Source organism: Rhodanobacter caeni (genome assembly GCF_039523575.1).
GTDB lineage: Bacteria > Pseudomonadota > Gammaproteobacteria > Xanthomonadales > Rhodanobacteraceae > Rhodanobacter > Rhodanobacter caeni.
In genome coordinates this window covers 127745-144286 of record NZ_BAAAFO010000001.1, presented here as the reverse complement: position 1 = coordinate 144286, position 16542 = coordinate 127745, and the positions used below count along the sequence as shown (strand labels likewise).

18 protein-coding genes are annotated in these 16542 nt (G+C 67.2%); 1 reads left to right on the top strand and 17 read right to left on the bottom strand.

Going from position 1 to position 16542, the window contains the following annotated elements; translation table 11 throughout:
- Positions 1-124: 124 nt before the first annotated feature.
- The 12 genes from ABD017_RS00675 to ygiD form a co-directional block, all read right to left on the bottom strand.
- Entirely contained in the window at positions 125-1378 is a 1254-nt protein-coding gene (locus ABD017_RS00675; RefSeq protein ID WP_343879201.1) for an ABC transporter permease, read from the bottom strand.
- On the bottom strand, positions 1375-1536 hold the full coding sequence (locus ABD017_RS00670) for a hypothetical protein (protein ID WP_343879199.1): 162 nt from the start codon (positions 1534-1536) through the stop codon (positions 1375-1377). The genes ABD017_RS00675 and ABD017_RS00670 overlap by 4 nt, the downstream gene beginning before the upstream one ends.
- Complete coding sequence (locus ABD017_RS00665) at positions 1536-2855, bottom strand: ABC transporter permease (RefSeq protein ID WP_343879197.1); 1320 nt, start codon at positions 2853-2855, stop codon at positions 1536-1538. The genes ABD017_RS00670 and ABD017_RS00665 overlap by 1 nt, the downstream gene beginning before the upstream one ends.
- Before the next feature lie 54 nt (positions 2856-2909).
- Positions 2910-4148, bottom strand: coding sequence for an ABC transporter permease (locus ABD017_RS00660; protein WP_343879195.1), 1239 nt, complete (start codon positions 4146-4148; stop codon positions 2910-2912).
- Positions 4149-4157: 9 nt separating this feature from the next.
- On the bottom strand, positions 4158-5468 hold the full coding sequence (locus ABD017_RS00655; protein ID WP_343879193.1) for an ABC transporter permease: 1311 nt from the start codon (positions 5466-5468) through the stop codon (positions 4158-4160).
- Positions 5469-5577: 109 nt separating this feature from the next.
- Positions 5578-6297: an ABC transporter ATP-binding protein gene (locus tag ABD017_RS00650; RefSeq protein WP_343879191.1), complete on the bottom strand. Its 720-nt coding sequence runs from the start codon at positions 6295-6297 to the stop codon at positions 5578-5580.
- Positions 6298-6441: 144 nt separating this feature from the next.
- Positions 6442-7713, bottom strand: a complete 1272-nt coding sequence (locus ABD017_RS00645) for an efflux RND transporter periplasmic adaptor subunit (protein ID WP_343879189.1) — start codon at positions 7711-7713, stop codon at positions 6442-6444.
- A gap of 315 nt (positions 7714-8028) precedes the next feature.
- Complete coding sequence (locus ABD017_RS00640) at positions 8029-8601, bottom strand: hypothetical protein (protein ID WP_343879187.1); 573 nt, start codon at positions 8599-8601, stop codon at positions 8029-8031.
- An 85-nt stretch (positions 8602-8686) separates the two neighbouring features.
- The gene (gene hemP, locus ABD017_RS00635; RefSeq protein ID WP_343879185.1) at positions 8687-8893 is read right to left on the bottom strand and encodes a hemin uptake protein HemP; all 207 of its coding nucleotides are present in this window, start codon (positions 8891-8893) and stop codon (positions 8687-8689) included.
- A gap of 90 nt (positions 8894-8983) precedes the next feature.
- The gene (locus ABD017_RS00630) at positions 8984-9958 is read right to left on the bottom strand and encodes a potassium channel beta subunit family protein (RefSeq protein WP_343879183.1); all 975 of its coding nucleotides are present in this window, start codon (positions 9956-9958) and stop codon (positions 8984-8986) included.
- 141 nt (positions 9959-10099) lie between these two features.
- On the bottom strand, positions 10100-10585 hold the full coding sequence (locus ABD017_RS00625) for a hypothetical protein (RefSeq protein WP_343879181.1): 486 nt from the start codon (positions 10583-10585) through the stop codon (positions 10100-10102).
- 213 nt (positions 10586-10798) lie between these two features.
- Positions 10799-11659: a 4,5-DOPA-extradiol-dioxygenase gene (ygiD, locus tag ABD017_RS00620; protein WP_343879179.1), complete on the bottom strand. Its 861-nt coding sequence runs from the start codon at positions 11657-11659 to the stop codon at positions 10799-10801.
- 174 nt (positions 11660-11833) lie between these two features.
- Here ygiD and ahr point away from each other — a divergent pair, with 174 nt between their 5' ends.
- Positions 11834-12850: an NADPH-dependent aldehyde reductase Ahr gene (ahr, locus tag ABD017_RS00615; RefSeq protein WP_343879177.1), complete on the top strand. Its 1017-nt coding sequence runs from the start codon at positions 11834-11836 to the stop codon at positions 12848-12850.
- A gap of 26 nt (positions 12851-12876) precedes the next feature.
- Here ahr and ABD017_RS00610 read toward each other — a convergent pair whose 3' ends face one another.
- The 5 genes from ABD017_RS00610 to ldcA form a co-directional block, all read right to left on the bottom strand.
- On the bottom strand, positions 12877-13383 hold the full coding sequence (locus ABD017_RS00610) for a phosphatidylglycerophosphatase A family protein (protein ID WP_343879175.1): 507 nt from the start codon (positions 13381-13383) through the stop codon (positions 12877-12879).
- The gene (gene thiL, locus ABD017_RS00605; protein WP_343879173.1) at positions 13380-14348 is read right to left on the bottom strand and encodes a thiamine-phosphate kinase; all 969 of its coding nucleotides are present in this window, start codon (positions 14346-14348) and stop codon (positions 13380-13382) included. Before thiL ends, ABD017_RS00610 begins: the two co-directional genes overlap by 4 nt.
- Before the next feature lie 120 nt (positions 14349-14468).
- Positions 14469-14906, bottom strand: a complete 438-nt coding sequence (gene nusB, locus ABD017_RS00600) for a transcription antitermination factor NusB (RefSeq protein WP_343879171.1) — start codon at positions 14904-14906, stop codon at positions 14469-14471.
- Positions 14903-15409, bottom strand: a complete 507-nt coding sequence (ribH, locus tag ABD017_RS00595) for a 6,7-dimethyl-8-ribityllumazine synthase (protein WP_343879169.1) — start codon at positions 15407-15409, stop codon at positions 14903-14905. Before ribH ends, nusB begins: the two co-directional genes overlap by 4 nt.
- Before the next feature lie 139 nt (positions 15410-15548).
- Positions 15549-16472 (bottom strand): muramoyltetrapeptide carboxypeptidase, encoded by a 924-nt coding sequence (ldcA, locus tag ABD017_RS00590; protein ID WP_343879162.1) that lies wholly within the window; start codon positions 16470-16472, stop codon positions 15549-15551.
- Positions 16473-16542 lie beyond the last annotated feature (70 nt).

Below are 16542 nucleotides of genomic sequence, written 5' to 3'. Positions count from 1 at the left end.
CACTCTGTTGATGGCTCCTCCCCCTGCTTGCAGGGGGAGGTTGGGAGAGGGTGCTTTTTGCCGCGAAAAGCAAAAGCACCCCTCCCCAGCCCTCCCCTGCAGCGCAGGGGAGGGAGAAAAAAAGCTACACCGCGCGGGTGGCCACCACGGGCGCCACGTTCGACGCGCGCCGTGCCGGCACGAACACCGCGGCCTGGCCGATGGCCAGCATTGCCAGCACGCCGGTGAGCACGTACAGCACGGGGATGCGGGTCATCTCGTAGTGGCTCATCAGCCACTGGTTAAGGCCCACCGCCAGCAACACGCCGATCACCACGCCGCTGCCCGCGATCAGCAGGTTCTCGATCTGGAAGTAGCGCAGGATGTCGATCTTGCGTGCGCCCAGCGCGCGCCGCACGCCGATCTGCCGGTGCCGCTGGCCGACCCAGAAGCTGGTGAGCCCCACGATGCCGGCGGCGGTGACGCACAGCAGGATCAGGCACACCACGCCCATCAGGATCGCCATGCCCAGGTCGGCGCGGTAGGCAGTGGCGCGAATGTCGGTGAACGAGCGCACGCTGTCGTCATCGAGCACGCGCATCGGATTGACCTTGTACAGCGCCGGCGTCACCGCGCGCATCACCTCGTCCAGCCGACCCGGCTTTGTGCGCACCGCGTAGCGCGAAAAGTTGGCGTCGAGGCGGGCAGGTATCAGGGTGGAGTTCCATGCCACCTCGTCGCCGCCACCGGCATAGGGCACCTGCATGCGCTCCACCACGCCGACCACGGTGACCGGCTTGTCGCTGCCGTTGAGGTAGACCGCCTTGCCCACCGCACCCTCGGGGAACAACTTCTCCGCCAGCGCCTTTGTAAGGATCGCGATGTCCGGATCGCGCTGGTCGCGAAAGCCCTGGTGCTGCACGTCGCCGGCATTGAACGCGCGCCCGGCCACCAGGCGCAGGCCCAGCGTGGGCAGCAGCTCGTCGTCGCTGAAGTAGTACGTGGTGCGGGTAACGCTCTTGCCGCGGATCTGCGCATCCCCGGGCTTGCTGGCGATGGCGCCGTTCCACGACGAGTCGAGCAGCGGCAGCGAGTTGACCGGCGCCACCGATACCACGTCGGGCAGCTGGCGCAGTGCGGCGAGATCTTCCAGCTGCATGGCGTCGAGCTTGTCCACGCCGCCGGCCACGTCCTCGCCGGGCGCGCCCACCCACTGCTGGGTGACCAGGAACAGGTTGCTCTCGTCCAGCCCGGTCGGACGGTTCACCCGCTCGATGCGCTGGCCGATGATGAATACTGCATTGCAGACAATCGCCAGGGTCAACGCGATCTGCAGGGCGATCAGCACGACACCGGCCTTGTGCTTGCGCAATGCGGCGAGGATGGGATGGAGTGTCATCGTTGTGGTTCCTTGCGCTGTGGTTCGTCATCCCGGCGAAAGCCGGGATCCAGTGCCTCGGCACCGGAAGGCGGAAGTCGCTGGATCCCGGCTTTCGCCGGGATGACGAGCTGGAACAACCGGATTTGCGCGGCAGGAAACGTCATGGCGCCGCTCATCAATTCGACTTCAACTGCCACGCGGGCTGCACGCGCGACGCACGGAAGGTGGGGTAAAGCCCGGCCAGCAAGGTCGCCAGCACGGCCACCAGCAGCGTGATCGCCAGCAGCGACAGGTCGAGCCGGGCCAGGTCGGAAATGCTCTTGGGCAGCACCAGGCCCACACTGGCCACGCCCACCCCGGTCAGCAGCAGGCCCAGCACGCCACCGGCCGCGCCGACCATGCCGGCCTCGGTGAGAAACTGCAGGTAGATCGCCTTGCGCGGCGCACCCAGCGCGCGGCGCACGCCGATCTCGCCAGCGCGGCGCAGGAACTTGGCCAGCAGCAAACCCACCGTGTTCACCAGGCACACCAGCAGCAGGCCCAGCGCCACCAGCAGCGACACCTTGGTGTCGCGCGGCACCACCTGCTGCTGCTCCAGGTAGTCGGGCAGGTTGCGCAGGCGGTTGTTGGGCGCCCAGCCGAAACGGCCGGCCTGCTGCTGGTTTTTCGCATAGGCGTCCAGGTACTGGCGATAGGCGTCGACCGCCGCCGCATCGTCCAGCTCGGCCATGTAGGCGATCCACACGCATTCCGAATGCTGCAGCCCCACGAAGCCGGACTCCTTCGGCGTGGCGTTGCAGTTGGTGTTGCCGTTGTTGGGCAGGCCCACCGAGATCGCGCGCTCGAACGGCACGAAGATGTCCTCGTCGCTCTCGCTGAAGCCGCCGGTGTTGGTCACGTCGTAGAAGCGCGGCTGCGGATTCCAGTGATCGAGCACGCCGACCACGCGGTAATCCCGCCCATCGATGTTCACCGTGCGGCCCACGCTGTCGACATTGCCGAACAGCTTCTCGTTGAGCTTGCTGCTGATCACCGCCACCGCCGCACGCTGCGCATCGTCCTGCGCGCTCCAGCCGGCGCCGTAGAGAAACGGCACGTCCAGCATCGGGAAAAACTCGCCATACACCGCGTGCCCGCTGACGTTGAGCGGATGCTTGCCGGCCTGTGCCGGCACCACCGAGGGCGAGATCTGGTACATCGCCGACTGCCGCTTGGCGCGGTGGTCGCGCATCAGCGTGGTGGCGTCGAGATAGCTCATGGCGCTCGGCGGCTCGTCATCGCCGTCGCGGCTCTTCTTCGGCCCCCAGTTGTCGATCTGCGGCACGAACAGCCGCGACGACTTCCACGGGATCGGGTCACCGGAAACGGCGCGAAACACCGAGTACGTCGTCATCGACGCGGCGACGCCAAAGCCGATCGCCAGCACCATCAACACGGTGAGGCCGGGGCTTCGCCTGAGGCTGCGCAGGGCCAGTTCGAGGTAGTAGGCAAACATTACGTTCACTCCGAGGTTTGTCTTCCCCCTGCCATGCAGGGAGGAAGCGGGAACTCACACACTCCGCGTCGCCTCCACCGGCGACACGCGCGAGGCACGCAGCGCCGGCGCCAGTACCGCGCCCTGCCCCAACAGCAGCAACACGATCACCCCGACGACCACATAGGCCAGCGACATCCGGTCCATTTCGAAGCGCGCCACCATCCACAGATTGATGCCGACCGCCAACACCGTGCCGACCGCCACGCTACCGATACCGATCAGCAGGTTTTCCGTGAGGAAGTAGCCCAGAATGTCGCGCCGCGTCGCGCCGAGTGCGCGGCGTATGCCAATCTGCTTGCGCCGCTGGCCGACCCAGAAACTGGTGAGCCCCACGATGCCGGCAGCGGTGATCGCCAGCAGCACCGCGCTGATGATGCCCATCAGGATGGCCATGCCGCGGTCGCTGTCGAAGACACGGTGGCGGATCTGCGCGTAATCCTGGATGCCGTCCTTCGGGTCGATGATGCGCAGGCGGCTCTGCGCGTACAGCGCCTTGGGTGCCTCCCGCATCGCAGCAGCAAGCTGGCCCGGTTTGGCGCGCACGATGTAGAACACGCCGCGCGCGTCGTCCGGTCGTGCCGGCCATATCAGCGACTGCCCGGCGTGCAGCTTGTCCCATGGCGACGCACCCTGCCGGTGAAGCGGATCGACGATGCCGACGATGGTGCTGGGCGAGGCACCCATCGCGTAAAAGCTTTTGCCCAATGCCGAGCCGTCGGGGAAAAGCCGATGGGCCAACGCCTTGCTCACGATCACCTGCGGCGGAACAAGCGCCTGCTGGGTGCCCATCACGAGCACCTCGTCGGAGCGGAAATTTCGCCCCGCGACCAACCGCAAGCCCAGCGTATCGAGCAGGTGTTCGTCACCCATGTACACCGCCGAGTCGGTGGTGGGCTTGATCTGGTCGAGCGTCATCGTGATGAAGTTGTCCCAGCCGCCACCCTGCAGCGGATAACCGGTGGACGGGGCGGCATTGCGCACGCTGGGCAACTGGCGCAGCGCGACCATGTCGGCTCGTACCTGGGCGTCGATCTGCTGGGTTGTCCAGTCGACCGCCCACTGGTTGGCGATCACGAACACGTTGGCCTCGTCCACGCCGCTGCGTTCGGACAGGGTGGCCAGACGCTGATGGATGATGAACAACGCATTGCAGACGATCGCCAGGGTCAGCGCGATCTGCACCGCGATCAGCAAGGTGCCTGCCTTGTGCCGCCGCAGCGCGACCAGGATAGGTTTGATCTGAAGGCTCATCGTCATCCCTCAGTTGCTCTTCAATTGCCACGCCGGCTGCACGCGCGCCGCGCGCCAGGCCGGGTAGAACGCCGCCAGTACGGTGGCGATGATCGCCACCAGCAAGGTCAACCCCACCAGCGACATGTCGAGTTGCGCCAGCTTTGCGATCTGCGGCGGAAACAGCACGCCGACGCCGGCCACGCCGGCTGCGGTCAGGAGCAGCCCCAGCACGCCGCCGGCCAGACCGACCGTGCCCGCCTCAATCAAATATTGCGCGTAGATTTCGCGACGCGACGCTCCCAACGCGCGACGCACGCCAATCTCCCCGGCACGGCGCAGGAACTTGGCCAGCAACAGACCGACGGTGTTGACCAGGCAGATCACGAAGAAGCCCAGCGCCACCAACAGCGAGATACGGCTTTCCGGTGGCACCACCCGGCGGACGTCGAGCCACTGCATCACGTCGTACAACCGCACGTTGGGGGACCACGCAAAGCGCCCGGCCTTTTGCTGATCGCCGGCATACCCTTCGAGAAAACGCCGGTAGCGCGCCACGGCGGCGGCGCTGTCCAGTTCCACCCACGCGGTGATCCACACGCAGTTGCTCTGCCGATAGTCTTCCCAACCGGTAAAGGTCAAGCTGCCCCGACAGCTGTTGCCGCCATTGCTGCGCATCTGCAGGTCCTGTGCGCGAGTGAACGGCATGTAGAAATCCGAGGCATCCTTGAAGCCGGTGGTATTGAACAGGTCGAAAAAGCGTGGCTTGGGGTCCCACGGTCGCGTCACCCCCACCACGCGATAGTCGTGGCCGCTGAAGTTGACCGTGCGGCCCACGCTGTTCACGCCGCCGAACAGTTTCTGGTTGAGCTGCGCGCTGATCACCACGTCGGAACTGCGCGCCTCGTCATCCTGGGCGCTCCAGCCACTGCCATACTGGAACGGCACGTCGAACATCGCGAAGAAATCGCCGTAGACGGCGTAACCGTTCGCCGGAACAGGCAGATCACGATCACCGCCCGGCAACACCGACATCTGCACCTGGTACAACAGGGTCTGGCGCTTCGCTTGCTGCGCGCGCATCAGCGCCATGGCATCCACGTAGTCCAATGCATCCGGCGGCTCGCCCTGGAGGTTTTGCTGCGGCCCCCAGTTGTCCACCAGCGGCGTGAACAATTGCGCGGATTTGCCAGGAATCGGGTTGCCGGACACCGCACGAAAGACTGCATACGTGGTCATCGACGCCGCCACGCCAAAACCGACCGCCATCACCATCAACGCCGTCAGCGCCGGGTTGCGGCGCAGGCTGCGAAGACCGAGTTGGAAGTAGTAGGCGAACATGCGCGGGTTCCAGGAGTGGGAAATCGGGAATGGGCAATGGAAAAGCGGCGGTCTCGCGAGCATTTGCTCTCAACGATTCCCTATTCCCGACTCCCCATTCCCTGCCCTTTCAGCCGCGGGCTTCGCCAGTGGCGACCTGGGCGGGGTGGAAGCGCGGGTCTTCGGACAGGTCGACCACCTGGCCGTCGATGATGTGCACGTTGCGCTGGGCGCGGGCAGCCAGTTCGGGGTCGTGCGTGACCATCACGATGGTGGCCCCTTCGCGGTGGATGTCTTCCAGCAGCTCCATCACGCCGCGCGCCATCTGCGTGTCGAGGTTGCCGGTGGGTTCGTCCGCCAGCAGCAGGCGCGGCGAGCCGGCCAGGGCGCGGGCGATCGCCACGCGCTGCTGCTGGCCGCCGGAGAGTTCGGCCGGGTAGTGCCTGGCACGCGAGGCCAGGCCCACGCGCTCCAGCGACTCCATGATGCGCTGCTTGCGCTCGGCCGCCTTCATGCCGCGGTAGCGCAATGGCACCTCGATGTTGTCGAACACGTTGAGGTCGGGGATCAGGTTGAACGCCTGGAAGATGAAGCCGATCTTCTCGTTGCGGATCTTCGAGCGGGCGTTGTCGTTGAGGTTGCTCACCTCGATGCCGTCCAGGTGGTATTCGCCACCGGAGAAGGTTTCCAGCAAACCGGCGATGGTGAGAAAGGTGGTCTTGCCCGAACCGGACGGCCCGGTGACCGCCACGAACTCGCCCTCCCTCACGTCGATGTTGAAATCGCGCAGCGCGTAGGTCTCCACCACTTCGGTGCGGTAGACCTTGGACAGGTGGGTCATTTTCAGCATGGGTGTCATCCCTCAGTGGTGTGGTTGTTTGGCCCCTCCCCCTGCTTGCAGGGGGAGGTTGGGAGGGGTAACGCTTTTGACCTTGAGAGCAAGGGCTTTACCCCTCCCCAGCCCTCCCCTGCGAGCAGGGGAGGGAGAAAATCGTCAGTTGCTTATGGCCACGGTCGTCGCGCCCTTGAAGCTGTCGGTGCCGGAGATCACGATGCGGTCGCCTTCCTTCAGGCCATCGAGGATCTCCACCTTGTCGATGCTGGAGGCGCCCACGCGGATCGGGGTCTTGGTGGCGATGTCGTCGCGCACCACGTAGGCGTAGCTGCCGCCGGATTCGTCCACGAACGAGCCGCGCTGCACGGTCAGCACGTTGTCGCGCTTGTCCAGCAGCACGCGCACGGACAGGCGCTGGTTTTGCCGCAACTGCTTGGGCGTGTCGCCGGCAAAGCGCAGCCGCGCGGCCACCTGGCCGTTGACCACCTCGGGCGAAATCGCGCTCACCAGGCCCTTCCAGGTATGGCCGTTGCCGCTGATCTCGCCGGCCATGCCGATGCCCAGGTCGCGGGCGAAGCTTTCCGGCACCTGCATTTCCACCTGCAGCGCGGAGAGGTCGATCACGCTCAGCAACTGCGCGTCCTTGGCCACGGTGGCGCGTTCGGCGATGAACAGCTGGCCGACCTGGCCATCCACCGGCGATTTCACGTCGAGGTCGTCGACCTGGCGCTGCAGATCCTTCACCAGCAGCAGCTGGCGTTCGTGCGCCAGCTTCTTCGACTGGATGTCGAAGTTGAGGCTGGCGTTGTCCATGCCCAGGTCGGCCTTGGCGTGCTGCAGGGTGATCTGCGCCTTGTGCAGCGCGTCCTTGGCGCGGTCCACGTCCATGCCCGGCACGGCGCCCTTGCCGAACGCCTTCACGTTGCGATCGAGGTCGCGCTCGGCGGCCTGCTCGTCGATCTTGGCGTTGTCGTACGCCTTCTGCAGTTCGCCGCGCTGTTTGCGCGCGTCGATCTGGGCGCGCTGGTATTCAACTTCCATCGCGTCGGCGTTGCTCTGCTCCTGCGCCAGCTTGTTGGTCAGCTCGGGGCTCACGATGGTGGCCAGCACCTGGCCCTGCTTCACCGTGTCGCCCGCGTGCACCTTGAGGGTCACCGCGCCGCCGGAGGTGGCGTACAGCGTGGGGCTGACCGCGGCCACCACCTTGCCCTCCGCGGCGATGTCGCGCACGAAGGGGCCGCGCTCCACCGTGGCAAACGACAGTCGCGAGGCGCTGACCGACGCCGACGCGGAAAACATGCGCCCGATACCCGGCGCCAGCCACGCCAGCAGGCCCAGCACGGCGATGCCGCCGACCGCCAGCATCCACCGTCGCCGACGATCGGGTTTGACTTCGACCATGCGGTCTTGCGCGGAGGTGTCACGAATCATCTTGCCCTTCCCGACCGCGGACAGCGCGGCTGCGAAGGGATGATTGCAAGCGGTGTGCCAGCAAGTGCGGGCGCTGATTCGGCTTACCAATCAGTCAGTTGGGGTACGGCTGTGGGAAAGTTCCGGTGTCCGCGGACAATGTGGCGGACAGGCGGACAACCAAGAGCGCCCCCATCCGCCTTCGGCACCTTCCCCCGCAAGCGGGGGAAGGGAGCGTCTCGCCTGACCGCGTCATGGGACATGCGCAGCGAGCTTTTGCCGTTCCCTTCTCCCGCTTCGCGGGAGAAGGTGCCGAAGGCGGATGAGGGCGCTCTTCTAAACCCTCGCCACCCGCTGCAACGGCAACGCCTCCGCCCGCGCCACCTGCGCGGCCACCCGCTGTCCTGCCAGTGACACGACGGGTGCGGGGCAGGCGTCGAATACCTGGAAACACGCCAGCGGCCGCCAGCGAAAACCGCACAGCCGGGCGCTGGCCGGCCGGAATCGGCACGACGCGCGCCACGGCGCGGCGACGGGCACGGCTTCGCCCGCCGCCAGCAGGCGATCCCAGGCCAGATAATCCGTGTCCGGCAATAGGTGCAGGCGCGCCCGGATGACGCCGCGGGCGTCCACGCATTCGATCCACTCGCGCGGGCCGTCCGTGGTCACCTCGCCTGCTTCCGCCAGCCAGTGCGTACAAAAGAGCGGCGCCAGCTCGCGGGAACCGAGCAGGCAGCGGTGCAAGGGCTCCACGCCCGTGTCGGTGCCGGGCATGTACAGCACGCAGCCCAGCGTCGGCAGCCGGTGCAGCAGGGCTGCCGGCGCCATCCGCCGCCAGCGGCGGGCGATCGGGCTCGGCGCAAGGGCATGGCCCAGGCACGACAGCATGGAAAATGGACGGCCAGACATGGATCACCCCGAGGTGGCCCGGCTGGCGCGTGTGCACTGGCTGAGGCGTGGAAAGGACGCGACCGCAATCGCGCGGACAGGCGCGTTACTTGGTGAGGATCAACTTGTCGTTGCGGGTGAGGCGCAGGTGGTACTCGTTGCCCTGGTGCTGGATCACCAGCTCACGCGCGCCATCGAGCAGCGCGAGGCTGTTGACCCGCCGGACGGCGTGGGTGGTCATCGACAGGGGGCGCCGGCGCGATTCCGCGAGGGAAGCGGCGGGGGACGACAGCAGCAGGGACGAAGGCGACATCGGAAACTCCAGCGCGGCGACGGTCCAAAGATGATAATGATTCTCATTAACCTGTCAACCGCGCCAGCCCCGCGCTTGCGGCTTGCCGGTTCAGCCGGCCATCGCTTTCTCGATCCGCTGCGCGACGGCCGCATCCAGCCGTGGCAGCACGTCCATCGCGCCGAGGTTCTGCTCCAGTTGCTCCAGCCGGCTGGCGCCCAGCATCACGGTGGACACGTGCGGGTTCAGCAGGCACCAGGCCAACGCCAGCTGCACCTGGCTCACGCCCAGGTCGTCGGCGATCGTCTTCAGCGCGCGCACCTTGCCGATGCGCTTTTCCAGCCCCTCGCCCAGCACGCTGTCGCGCAGCCACTCGTAGCCGGCCTGTGCGAGGCGCGAATCCGGCGGCACGCCGTTGTTGTACTTGCCGCTGAGCAGGCCCGAGGCCAGCGGCGACCAGATCGTGGTGCCCATGCCGTAGGCCTCGTACAGCGGCGCGTACTCCACCTCGACCCGTTCGCGGTGCAGCAGGTTGTATTCGGGCTGCTCCATCACCGGCGCGTACATGTGGTTCTCGCGCGCCACCCGATGCGCCTCGTGGATGTTCTGGGCCGACCATTCGCTGGTGCCCCAGTACAGCACCTTGCCCTGGCGGACCAGCGTATCCATCGCCGCCACGGTTTCCTCCATCGGCGTTTCCGGATCGGCGCGATGGCAGAAATACAGGTCCAGGTAATCCACCCGCAGCCGCTGCATCGCCTGGTGGCAGGCCTCGATCACATGCTTGCGCGACAGCCCGCGCTGAGTCGGCAACGGGTTCTTGGCGGAGCCGAAAAACACCTTGCTGGACACACAGTAGCTGTCACGCGGAAAACGCAGGTCGGCCAGCACGTCGCCCATGACCTCCTCGGCCACGCCGTGGTTGTAGATCTCGGCGTTGTCGAAGAAATTCACCCCGTGCGCATGCGCCAGCGCCAGCATCTCGCGCGCCTGCGTGCGATCCACCTGCTGCCCGAACGTCACCCACGCGCCAAACGACAACGCGGAAAGCTGCAGGCCGGATTTGCCAAGGCGACGGTATTGCATGGGCGTATCTCCACGGATCGGATGGGATGGCGGCCACGGGCTGACCGCGGCCGACGGACCGCCGACATTACCTCAGCCGCCATGAGCGGCGCGAGAAACCTCGGGCCGATCGGCGACCAACGCTGGCAGGTCAGGCGGCCGTCACTTGTACGCGGCCACCTGCGCCCACAGCGCTTGCGTCAGCGCCACGACCTCGTCATGGCTGAGTTCCGTCTCGGCGCCGATGAAGACCTCCAGCATCACTCCCCGCCCCGCCACCACCACCTGCCTGGGGGATGCGGACGGATCGGTGCCGAAGGCCATCGCCAGTTCGGCCAGATCGCCGAACTCGGGCGATCCGCCGTTTCCGTACGTCTGCGCCGCCTCGGCCAGGGTCAACCGCAATGACTGATCGAGCTTGCCCGACCCGCCCACCGCGGCACGCGTGAGCACCCCGACCTGGATACGCCCGCCATCGCCATCCTCTCCCTCGACCTGGAACTGGCAGGTACCCGGGCCACCTTCGGTGACAGGCGTGCCGTGCAGCGCCGACGTCGCCGCCTCCAGGGCCAGCGCGCAAACATCGACCTCCTTCTGCGACGCCATCGGATAGTCGCAGCCGGCCAGCAGCAACAGCGGCAGAACCATGAGCACGCGGCGCGGCCAGCGGAAAGCTTGCGGCGGCTTTTCCGTCCGCCCGTGAACCGGCCCCGGCAAAGCTCCGGGCCCGGAATGGTCAGCAGCATGCATCGGTTGTCCCCCTGTCGATGATCGATGATCACGCGTCCTGCGGAACATACGCGACAACCGGGGACGCCGGAATATGCCTGCGGCTCCCCGGAATCCGCACCGACCGCGCTGCTAGATATTCGTGCCGTCGGACGGCGCCTTGCTGCCCAGCGGCGATGCTCCCGGCAGGTCCGTCGCCGCGGGCGGACACGGCACGCCGACCCCGAACGAGGTCATCGACAGCGAGCCATAGGCGTAGCCATCGACCAGCACCTTCGGCATCTCCCCGGTAGCCGCGGCGAACCCGGCGATGTAGAGCAGCGGCAGGAAGTGCTCCGGCGTGGGCGCCACGCGGCTGAAATCGCGATGCGACACCAGCTGCGCCGCCTCCGCGGGGCGCTGCGTCATCACGGTGATCGCCTCCTCGCTGAACGGCCGCACCCAGTCGAAACCCAGCTCCGGCGAACGGCCGTCCATCGCGCGCAGGTTGTGCACCACGTTGCCGCTGCCCATCAACAGCACGCCGCGCTCGCGCAGCGCCGCCAGCCGACTGCCCAGCTCCAGGTGATAGCGCGCCGGCTCGGCGGCGTTGATCGACAACTGCACCACCGGCACATCGGCATCCGGAAACGCATGCACGAGCACTGACCAGGTGCCGTGGTCCAGGCCCCAGCTGTCCGCATCCGCGCCCACGTAGTCGGGCTTCGCCACCTCGGCCACCTCCTCCGCCAGCTCGGGCAATCCGGGCGCGGGGTAGTCGACCTCGAACAGCGCCTGCGGAAAGCCGTAGAAATCGTGGATCGTCTTCGGCCGCGCCATCGCCGTCACCGCCGTGGCGTTGACATACCAATGCGCCGACACGATCAGGATCGCCCGCGGCCTCGGTACCGACGCGCCAAATACGTGCCAGGTTTCCGTGTAGCGATTGCGTTCGAGGGCGTTCATCGGGCTGCCGTGACCGATGAAGGCGGCGGGCATCGTGGCGATGGTCATGGCTGATCCTCGACGTGGTGATCGGTGCAGCCTACGTGGATTGGCCGGACGAACTCATGAAGATCCGCGCGAGGCGGTTGACGCCGCGGCAGTGTCGAAAGCTTGCCGGCATCTTCATCCACGCCCATGACGCAACGGCGTAATCTCCGGTTTTCCCCATCACAGGAGTTCGCCATGTCCTCGATCACGGGCTGGGCCGCCAGCGCCGCCGGCCAACCGCTGGAGCGCGCTACGTTCGACGTGGGCGAGCTGGGCGTCGAGGAGGTCGAGGTGGCCGTCGACTACTGCGGCATCTGCCACTCCGACCTGTCGATGATCAACAACGAGTGGGGCAACGCACGCTACCCGTTCATCCCCGGTCACGAGGTGGTCGGCCGGGTCGTGGCGTTGGGCGCGCAGGCGAAAGGCTTGTCGATCGGCCAGCGCGTCGGCATCGGTTGGACCGCGGACAGCTGCATGCACTGCCACCAGTGTCTGTCCGGCGACCACCACCTGTGCGCGGAGTCGGTGGCGACCATCGGCGGCCACCACGGCGGCTTCGCCGACAAGCTGCGCGCGCACTGGGCCTGGACGATTCCGCTGCCCGAGGGCATCGACCTGGCCAGCGCCGGCCCGCTGTTGTGTGGCGGCATCACCGTGCTGAAACCGTTCCTCGCCTACGACATCAAGCCGACCGCGCGGGTCGGCGTGATTGGCATCGGCGGGCTTGGCCACATGGCGGTGAAATTCGCGGCGGCGTGGGGTTGCGAGGTCACCGCATTCACCTCCACCGCGGCCAAGGCGGACGAGGCGCGCGGCTTCGGCGCGCATCATGTGGTCGCCAGCCGCGATGCCGAAGCGATCGCGGCGATCGCCGGCTCGCTCGACCTGCTGCTGGTCACCGTCAACGTGCCGATGGACTGGAACGCCCTGCTCAACACCCTGGCGCCCAAGGGCCGCATGCACGTGGTCGGTGCCGTGCTGGAACCGATCCCGGTGCCCGCGTTCAGCCTGATCGGCCGGCAGCGCGACATCTCCGGCTCACCCACCGGCTCGCCGGTAGACATTGCCCGCATGCTGGATTTCGCCGCCCGCCACGACATCCGCCCGCAGGTGGAGATGTTCCCGATGAGCCAGGTCAACCAGGCGCTGCATCATCTCGCCGACGGCAAGGCGCGCTATCGCATCGTGCTGCAGAACACGCCCGCGTAACCGACGCGCCAAAACGTGGCCCGTCCTCAGCTCAGGAAAAGCAGCCCCAGCGCCAGCACGACCGCGGCGAACACGCCAGCCACCACGTCGTCGATCATCACACCCATGCCGCCCTTCACGCGCCGATCCAGCCAGCGGATCGGCCACGGCTTCCACACGTCGAACAGGCGAAACAGCCCGAAGCCGAGCACGACCGCCCACCACGGCGCGGGCAGCACCAGCAGCGGCAGCAATGCCATCCACTGACCGATGAATTCATCCCACACGAGGCTGCGGTGATCGGCCACGCCGAGTGCGCGGCTGGCCACGTTGCACGCCCACACGCCCACCGCGAAACCAGACAGCAGGATCACCACGTACAGCGGCAGCGGCAGTTCGCGCAACAGCAGCCACGGCAGCAGCGCCGCCAGCGATCCGAACGTGCCCTGGGCGATGGGCGCCAGGCCGGAGCCGAAGCCGCAGGCCAGCCAGCCGGCGGGGGTGGCCAGCAGCGCGCGGCGTTGGTCGGGGCTGAGGGTTTTCCTGGCGCTCATGCGAAATGCTCCCAGCCTTTCATGGTGACGGCCAGCGCGCCGCCGTCGGCGGCGCGCACGCGGACATCGCGGCCCTCGACGATGCGGCCGATGCGGGTCACGGGGCAACCGGTTTCGGCCAGCGCCGACAGCGCGGCGGCCAGGCGCTCGGGCGGCACGGTGAAGCAGAGTTCGTAGTTGTCGCCGCCGCCGAGCGCCAACTGGATGGATTTGTCTTCGCCATGCAGTTCGCGCAGCGCGGGTGAGCGCGGCAGTTGCGCCGCCTCCAGTCCCGCGCCCACGCCACTGGCGTCGCAGATATGGCCCAGGTCCGCCAGCAAGCCGTCGGAAATATCCACGCAGGCGCTGGCCAGCCCACGCAGGGCGATGCCGGCGGCCACGCGTGGCTCGGGTCGGGTCAAGCGTTCGATCAGCGATTGGCGAAGGGCGGCGCGTCGCCGGTCGTCATGCGGCGGTTCGCGCAAGGCGTACAGGCCGGCCAGCGCATCGCCCAGCGTGCCGGTGACCAGCACCTCGTCACCCACCTGCGCGCCGGCGCGGGTCAACGCCTGGCCCGGCGGCACGAAGCCGTGCACGGCCACGCTGATGCACAGCGGCCCGCCGGTGGTGTCGCCGCCGACCAGGGCCAGCCGATGTCGCTGCGCCAGTTGCGCGAAGCCCTCGGCAAAACCATCAACGAAAGATGCGTCGGCCTTCGGCAAGGTCAGCGCCAGCAAGGCCCAGGCGGGCGTGGCACCCATCGCGGCAAGATCGGAGAGATTGACGGCCAGCGCCTTCCAGCCCAGGTCGGCGGGCGTGGTGCCGGGCAGGAAATGCGTGCCTTCCACCATGGTGTCGATGGCCACCACCAGCTCCTGCCCCGCCGGCACGGCCAGCACGGCGGCGTCGTCACCGATGCCCAGGCGCACGTCGTCGCGTGGCTGGGCGGTGAGTTCGCGGATGCGATCGATCAGCCGGAATTCCATCAAAGCCCTTCTTGCTCTTTTGTAGGAGCGGCTTCAGCCGCGATGCTCTTTTGCGGGAATCGGGAATCGGGATTCGGAAATCGCAAAAGCATCGCGGCTGAAGCCGCTCTTACAGGTGGGTCAGCCGCGCTTCTCGACCGCGCGCAGGTCGCTGGCGAGTTTGTCCAGCACGCCGTTGACGTAGCTGTGCCCGTGGTCGGCGCCGAAGCGCTTGGTGACTTCGATGGCTTCGTTGATCACCACGCGGTAGGGCACGTCGGGACGGAATTTCAGCTCGTACGCCGCCAGGCGCAGCGCGGCGCGTTCTATCGGATCGATCTGGGCGACCTCACGATCGATGTGCGGGCGCAGGCTTTCGTCGAGCGCGTCGACGTTTTTCTCCACGCCGTGCAGCAGGTCCTCGAAATACTCCAGGTCGGCCACTTCCATGTCCTGCTCGTGGCGAAACTGGTCGATCACCGCGTTCATGTGGCTGCCACTCAACTGCCACGCGTACAGCGCCTGCAACGCGCGGCGGCGGGCGCGCGAGCGCGCCTGCATGTCGATGCCTTGGCTCATGCCAGCTTGCCGTACAGGTTGGCCATTTCCAGCGCAGCCATGGCGGCATCCGCGCCCTTGTTGCCGGCCTTGGTGCCGGAGCGCTCGATCGCCTGCTCGATGCTGTCGGTGGTGAGGACGCCGAACGCCACCGGCACGCCCGACGCGTAAGCCGCCTGCGCTAGGCCCTTGGCACATTCGCCAGCCACGTAGTCGAAGTGCGGGGTGGAACCGCGAATCACTGCGCCCAGCGCGATCACCGCCGTGTACTTTCCGCTGTTGGCCAGCTTGTGCGCGGCCAGGGCGATTTCCCAGGCGCCGGGCACGCGAATCAGATCGATGGCGTCGTCCGCCACGCCATGGCGCACCAGCGCATCACGCGCACCGGCCACCAGCGGTTCGACGACAAAGCCGTTGAAGCGGCCGGCGACGATGACAAAGCGGCCCTTGGGCGTGGCGAAATCGCCTTCGATGATCTTCACTGCGGATTCCTTGGGTGGGCACAGCCCGTGCTGGCCGGTCATTTTACGGGTTTGAACGTTGGCCTGCTCGCTCTGCTCCCTCCCCTGCTCGCAGGGGAGGGTTGGGGAGGGGTTGCTTTTGATCTTGAAGTCAAAAGCGAACCCCCTCCCAACCTCCCCCTGCTAGCAGGGGGAGGAGCGGCTACGGAGACAAATGCGGGTATCCGCTGAAACTCAACCGCGCCTCGCCGCCACCCACGCGCAGCCGTGCCGGCGCGCCGAACGGCAGCGTGAACTTGTCCGGTTCGTGGCCGGTGGGCAGGCCGTCGATCACCGGGATGCCGCACACGGCGCGGATCTGCGCGAAGCCGTGTTCCAGGCTGTAGCCGTTGTCGTAGGCGCTGGCGCGGCACTGGCTGAAATCGCCCAGCAGCAGCGCGCGCTGCCGCCCCAGCACGCCGGACAGGTGCAACTGGTACAGCAGACGCTCGATCCGGAACGGCGGCTCGCCCACGTCCTCCACGAACAGGATGCCGCCCTCGATGGCGGGGAAATACGGCGTGCCGATCAGGCTGCACAGCACGGCCAGGTTGCCACCCCACAGCGGGCCTTCGACATCGATTTGCGTCGCGACGCTGGTGGGCCACGCCGCTTCGCTGGCTGGCGCGCGTGCCGTTTGCCAAAAGTGTCGCCAGGTGAAATCGCTCAAGGTTTCCGCGCCGAAATCCGCGCCCAGCATCGGGCCGCTGAACGTGCACAGCCCGCTTCTTGCGTGCAGCGCCAGCTGCAGCGCGGTGAAATCGCTGTAGCCGACCAGCATTGCATTGCTGCCGCCCAGCCGCTCGCGTAAGGCGTCGTAGTGCAGGCCGGACAGCAGCCGCGTGGCACCGTAGCCGCCGCGGATGGCCAGCGCGATATCCGGCAGCGCATCCAGTGTGGCCAGCGCATTGATATCGGCCGCACGCTGGGCGTCGCTGCCGGCGTAGCGCTGCTCGCCGCGGTCGAGCACGTCCAGGGCGTCCACGACGCAACCGGCCGCCCGCAGCCGTTCCACGCCGCGCGTCATGGCGGCACGATCGTGCGGATAGCCGGAAGGGGCGATCAGGCGGATGCGGGTTTCGGACATGGGCTGGGATTCGGTGGCGACGGTCGATTATGCGGTGACGGGGTGGCCGTTGCAGGGCGGGACGGTGCGC

What these genes read in the sequence shown, in the direction of transcription:
- ABD017_RS00675 (WP_343879201.1), bottom strand. Translation starts at nt 1,378, where the DNA reads ATGACACTCCATCCCATCCTCGCCGCATTGCGCAAGCACAAGGCCGGT.
- ABD017_RS00670 (WP_343879199.1), bottom strand. Translation starts at nt 1,536, where the DNA reads ATGAGCGGCGCCATGACGTTTCCTGCCGCGCAAATCCGGTTGTTCCAG.
- ABD017_RS00665 (WP_343879197.1), bottom strand. Translation starts at nt 2,855, where the DNA reads ATGTTTGCCTACTACCTCGAACTGGCCCTGCGCAGCCTCAGGCGAAGC.
- ABD017_RS00660 (WP_343879195.1), bottom strand. Translation starts at nt 4,148, where the DNA reads ATGAGCCTTCAGATCAAACCTATCCTGGTCGCGCTGCGGCGGCACAAG.
- ABD017_RS00655 (WP_343879193.1), bottom strand. Translation starts at nt 5,468, where the DNA reads ATGTTCGCCTACTACTTCCAACTCGGTCTTCGCAGCCTGCGCCGCAAC.
- ABD017_RS00650 (WP_343879191.1), bottom strand. Translation starts at nt 6,297, where the DNA reads ATGCTGAAAATGACCCACCTGTCCAAGGTCTACCGCACCGAAGTGGTG.
- ABD017_RS00645 (WP_343879189.1), bottom strand. Translation starts at nt 7,713, where the DNA reads ATGATTCGTGACACCTCCGCGCAAGACCGCATGGTCGAAGTCAAACCC.
- ABD017_RS00640 (WP_343879187.1), bottom strand. Translation starts at nt 8,601, where the DNA reads ATGTCTGGCCGTCCATTTTCCATGCTGTCGTGCCTGGGCCATGCCCTT.
- hemP (WP_343879185.1), bottom strand. Translation starts at nt 8,893, where the DNA reads ATGTCGCCTTCGTCCCTGCTGCTGTCGTCCCCCGCCGCTTCCCTCGCG.
- ABD017_RS00630 (WP_343879183.1), bottom strand. Translation starts at nt 9,958, where the DNA reads ATGCAATACCGTCGCCTTGGCAAATCCGGCCTGCAGCTTTCCGCGTTG.
- ABD017_RS00625 (WP_343879181.1), bottom strand. Translation starts at nt 10,585, where the DNA reads ATGGTTCTGCCGCTGTTGCTGCTGGCCGGCTGCGACTATCCGATGGCG.
- ygiD (WP_343879179.1), bottom strand. Translation starts at nt 11,659, where the DNA reads ATGACCATCGCCACGATGCCCGCCGCCTTCATCGGTCACGGCAGCCCG.
- ahr (WP_343879177.1), top strand. Translation starts at nt 11,834, where the DNA reads ATGTCCTCGATCACGGGCTGGGCCGCCAGCGCCGCCGGCCAACCGCTG.
- ABD017_RS00610 (WP_343879175.1), bottom strand. Translation starts at nt 13,383, where the DNA reads ATGAGCGCCAGGAAAACCCTCAGCCCCGACCAACGCCGCGCGCTGCTG.
- thiL (WP_343879173.1), bottom strand. Translation starts at nt 14,348, where the DNA reads ATGGAATTCCGGCTGATCGATCGCATCCGCGAACTCACCGCCCAGCCA.
- nusB (WP_343879171.1), bottom strand. Translation starts at nt 14,906, where the DNA reads ATGAGCCAAGGCATCGACATGCAGGCGCGCTCGCGCGCCCGCCGCCGC.
- ribH (WP_343879169.1), bottom strand. Translation starts at nt 15,409, where the DNA reads ATGACCGGCCAGCACGGGCTGTGCCCACCCAAGGAATCCGCAGTGAAG.
- ldcA (WP_343879162.1), bottom strand. Translation starts at nt 16,472, where the DNA reads ATGTCCGAAACCCGCATCCGCCTGATCGCCCCTTCCGGCTATCCGCAC.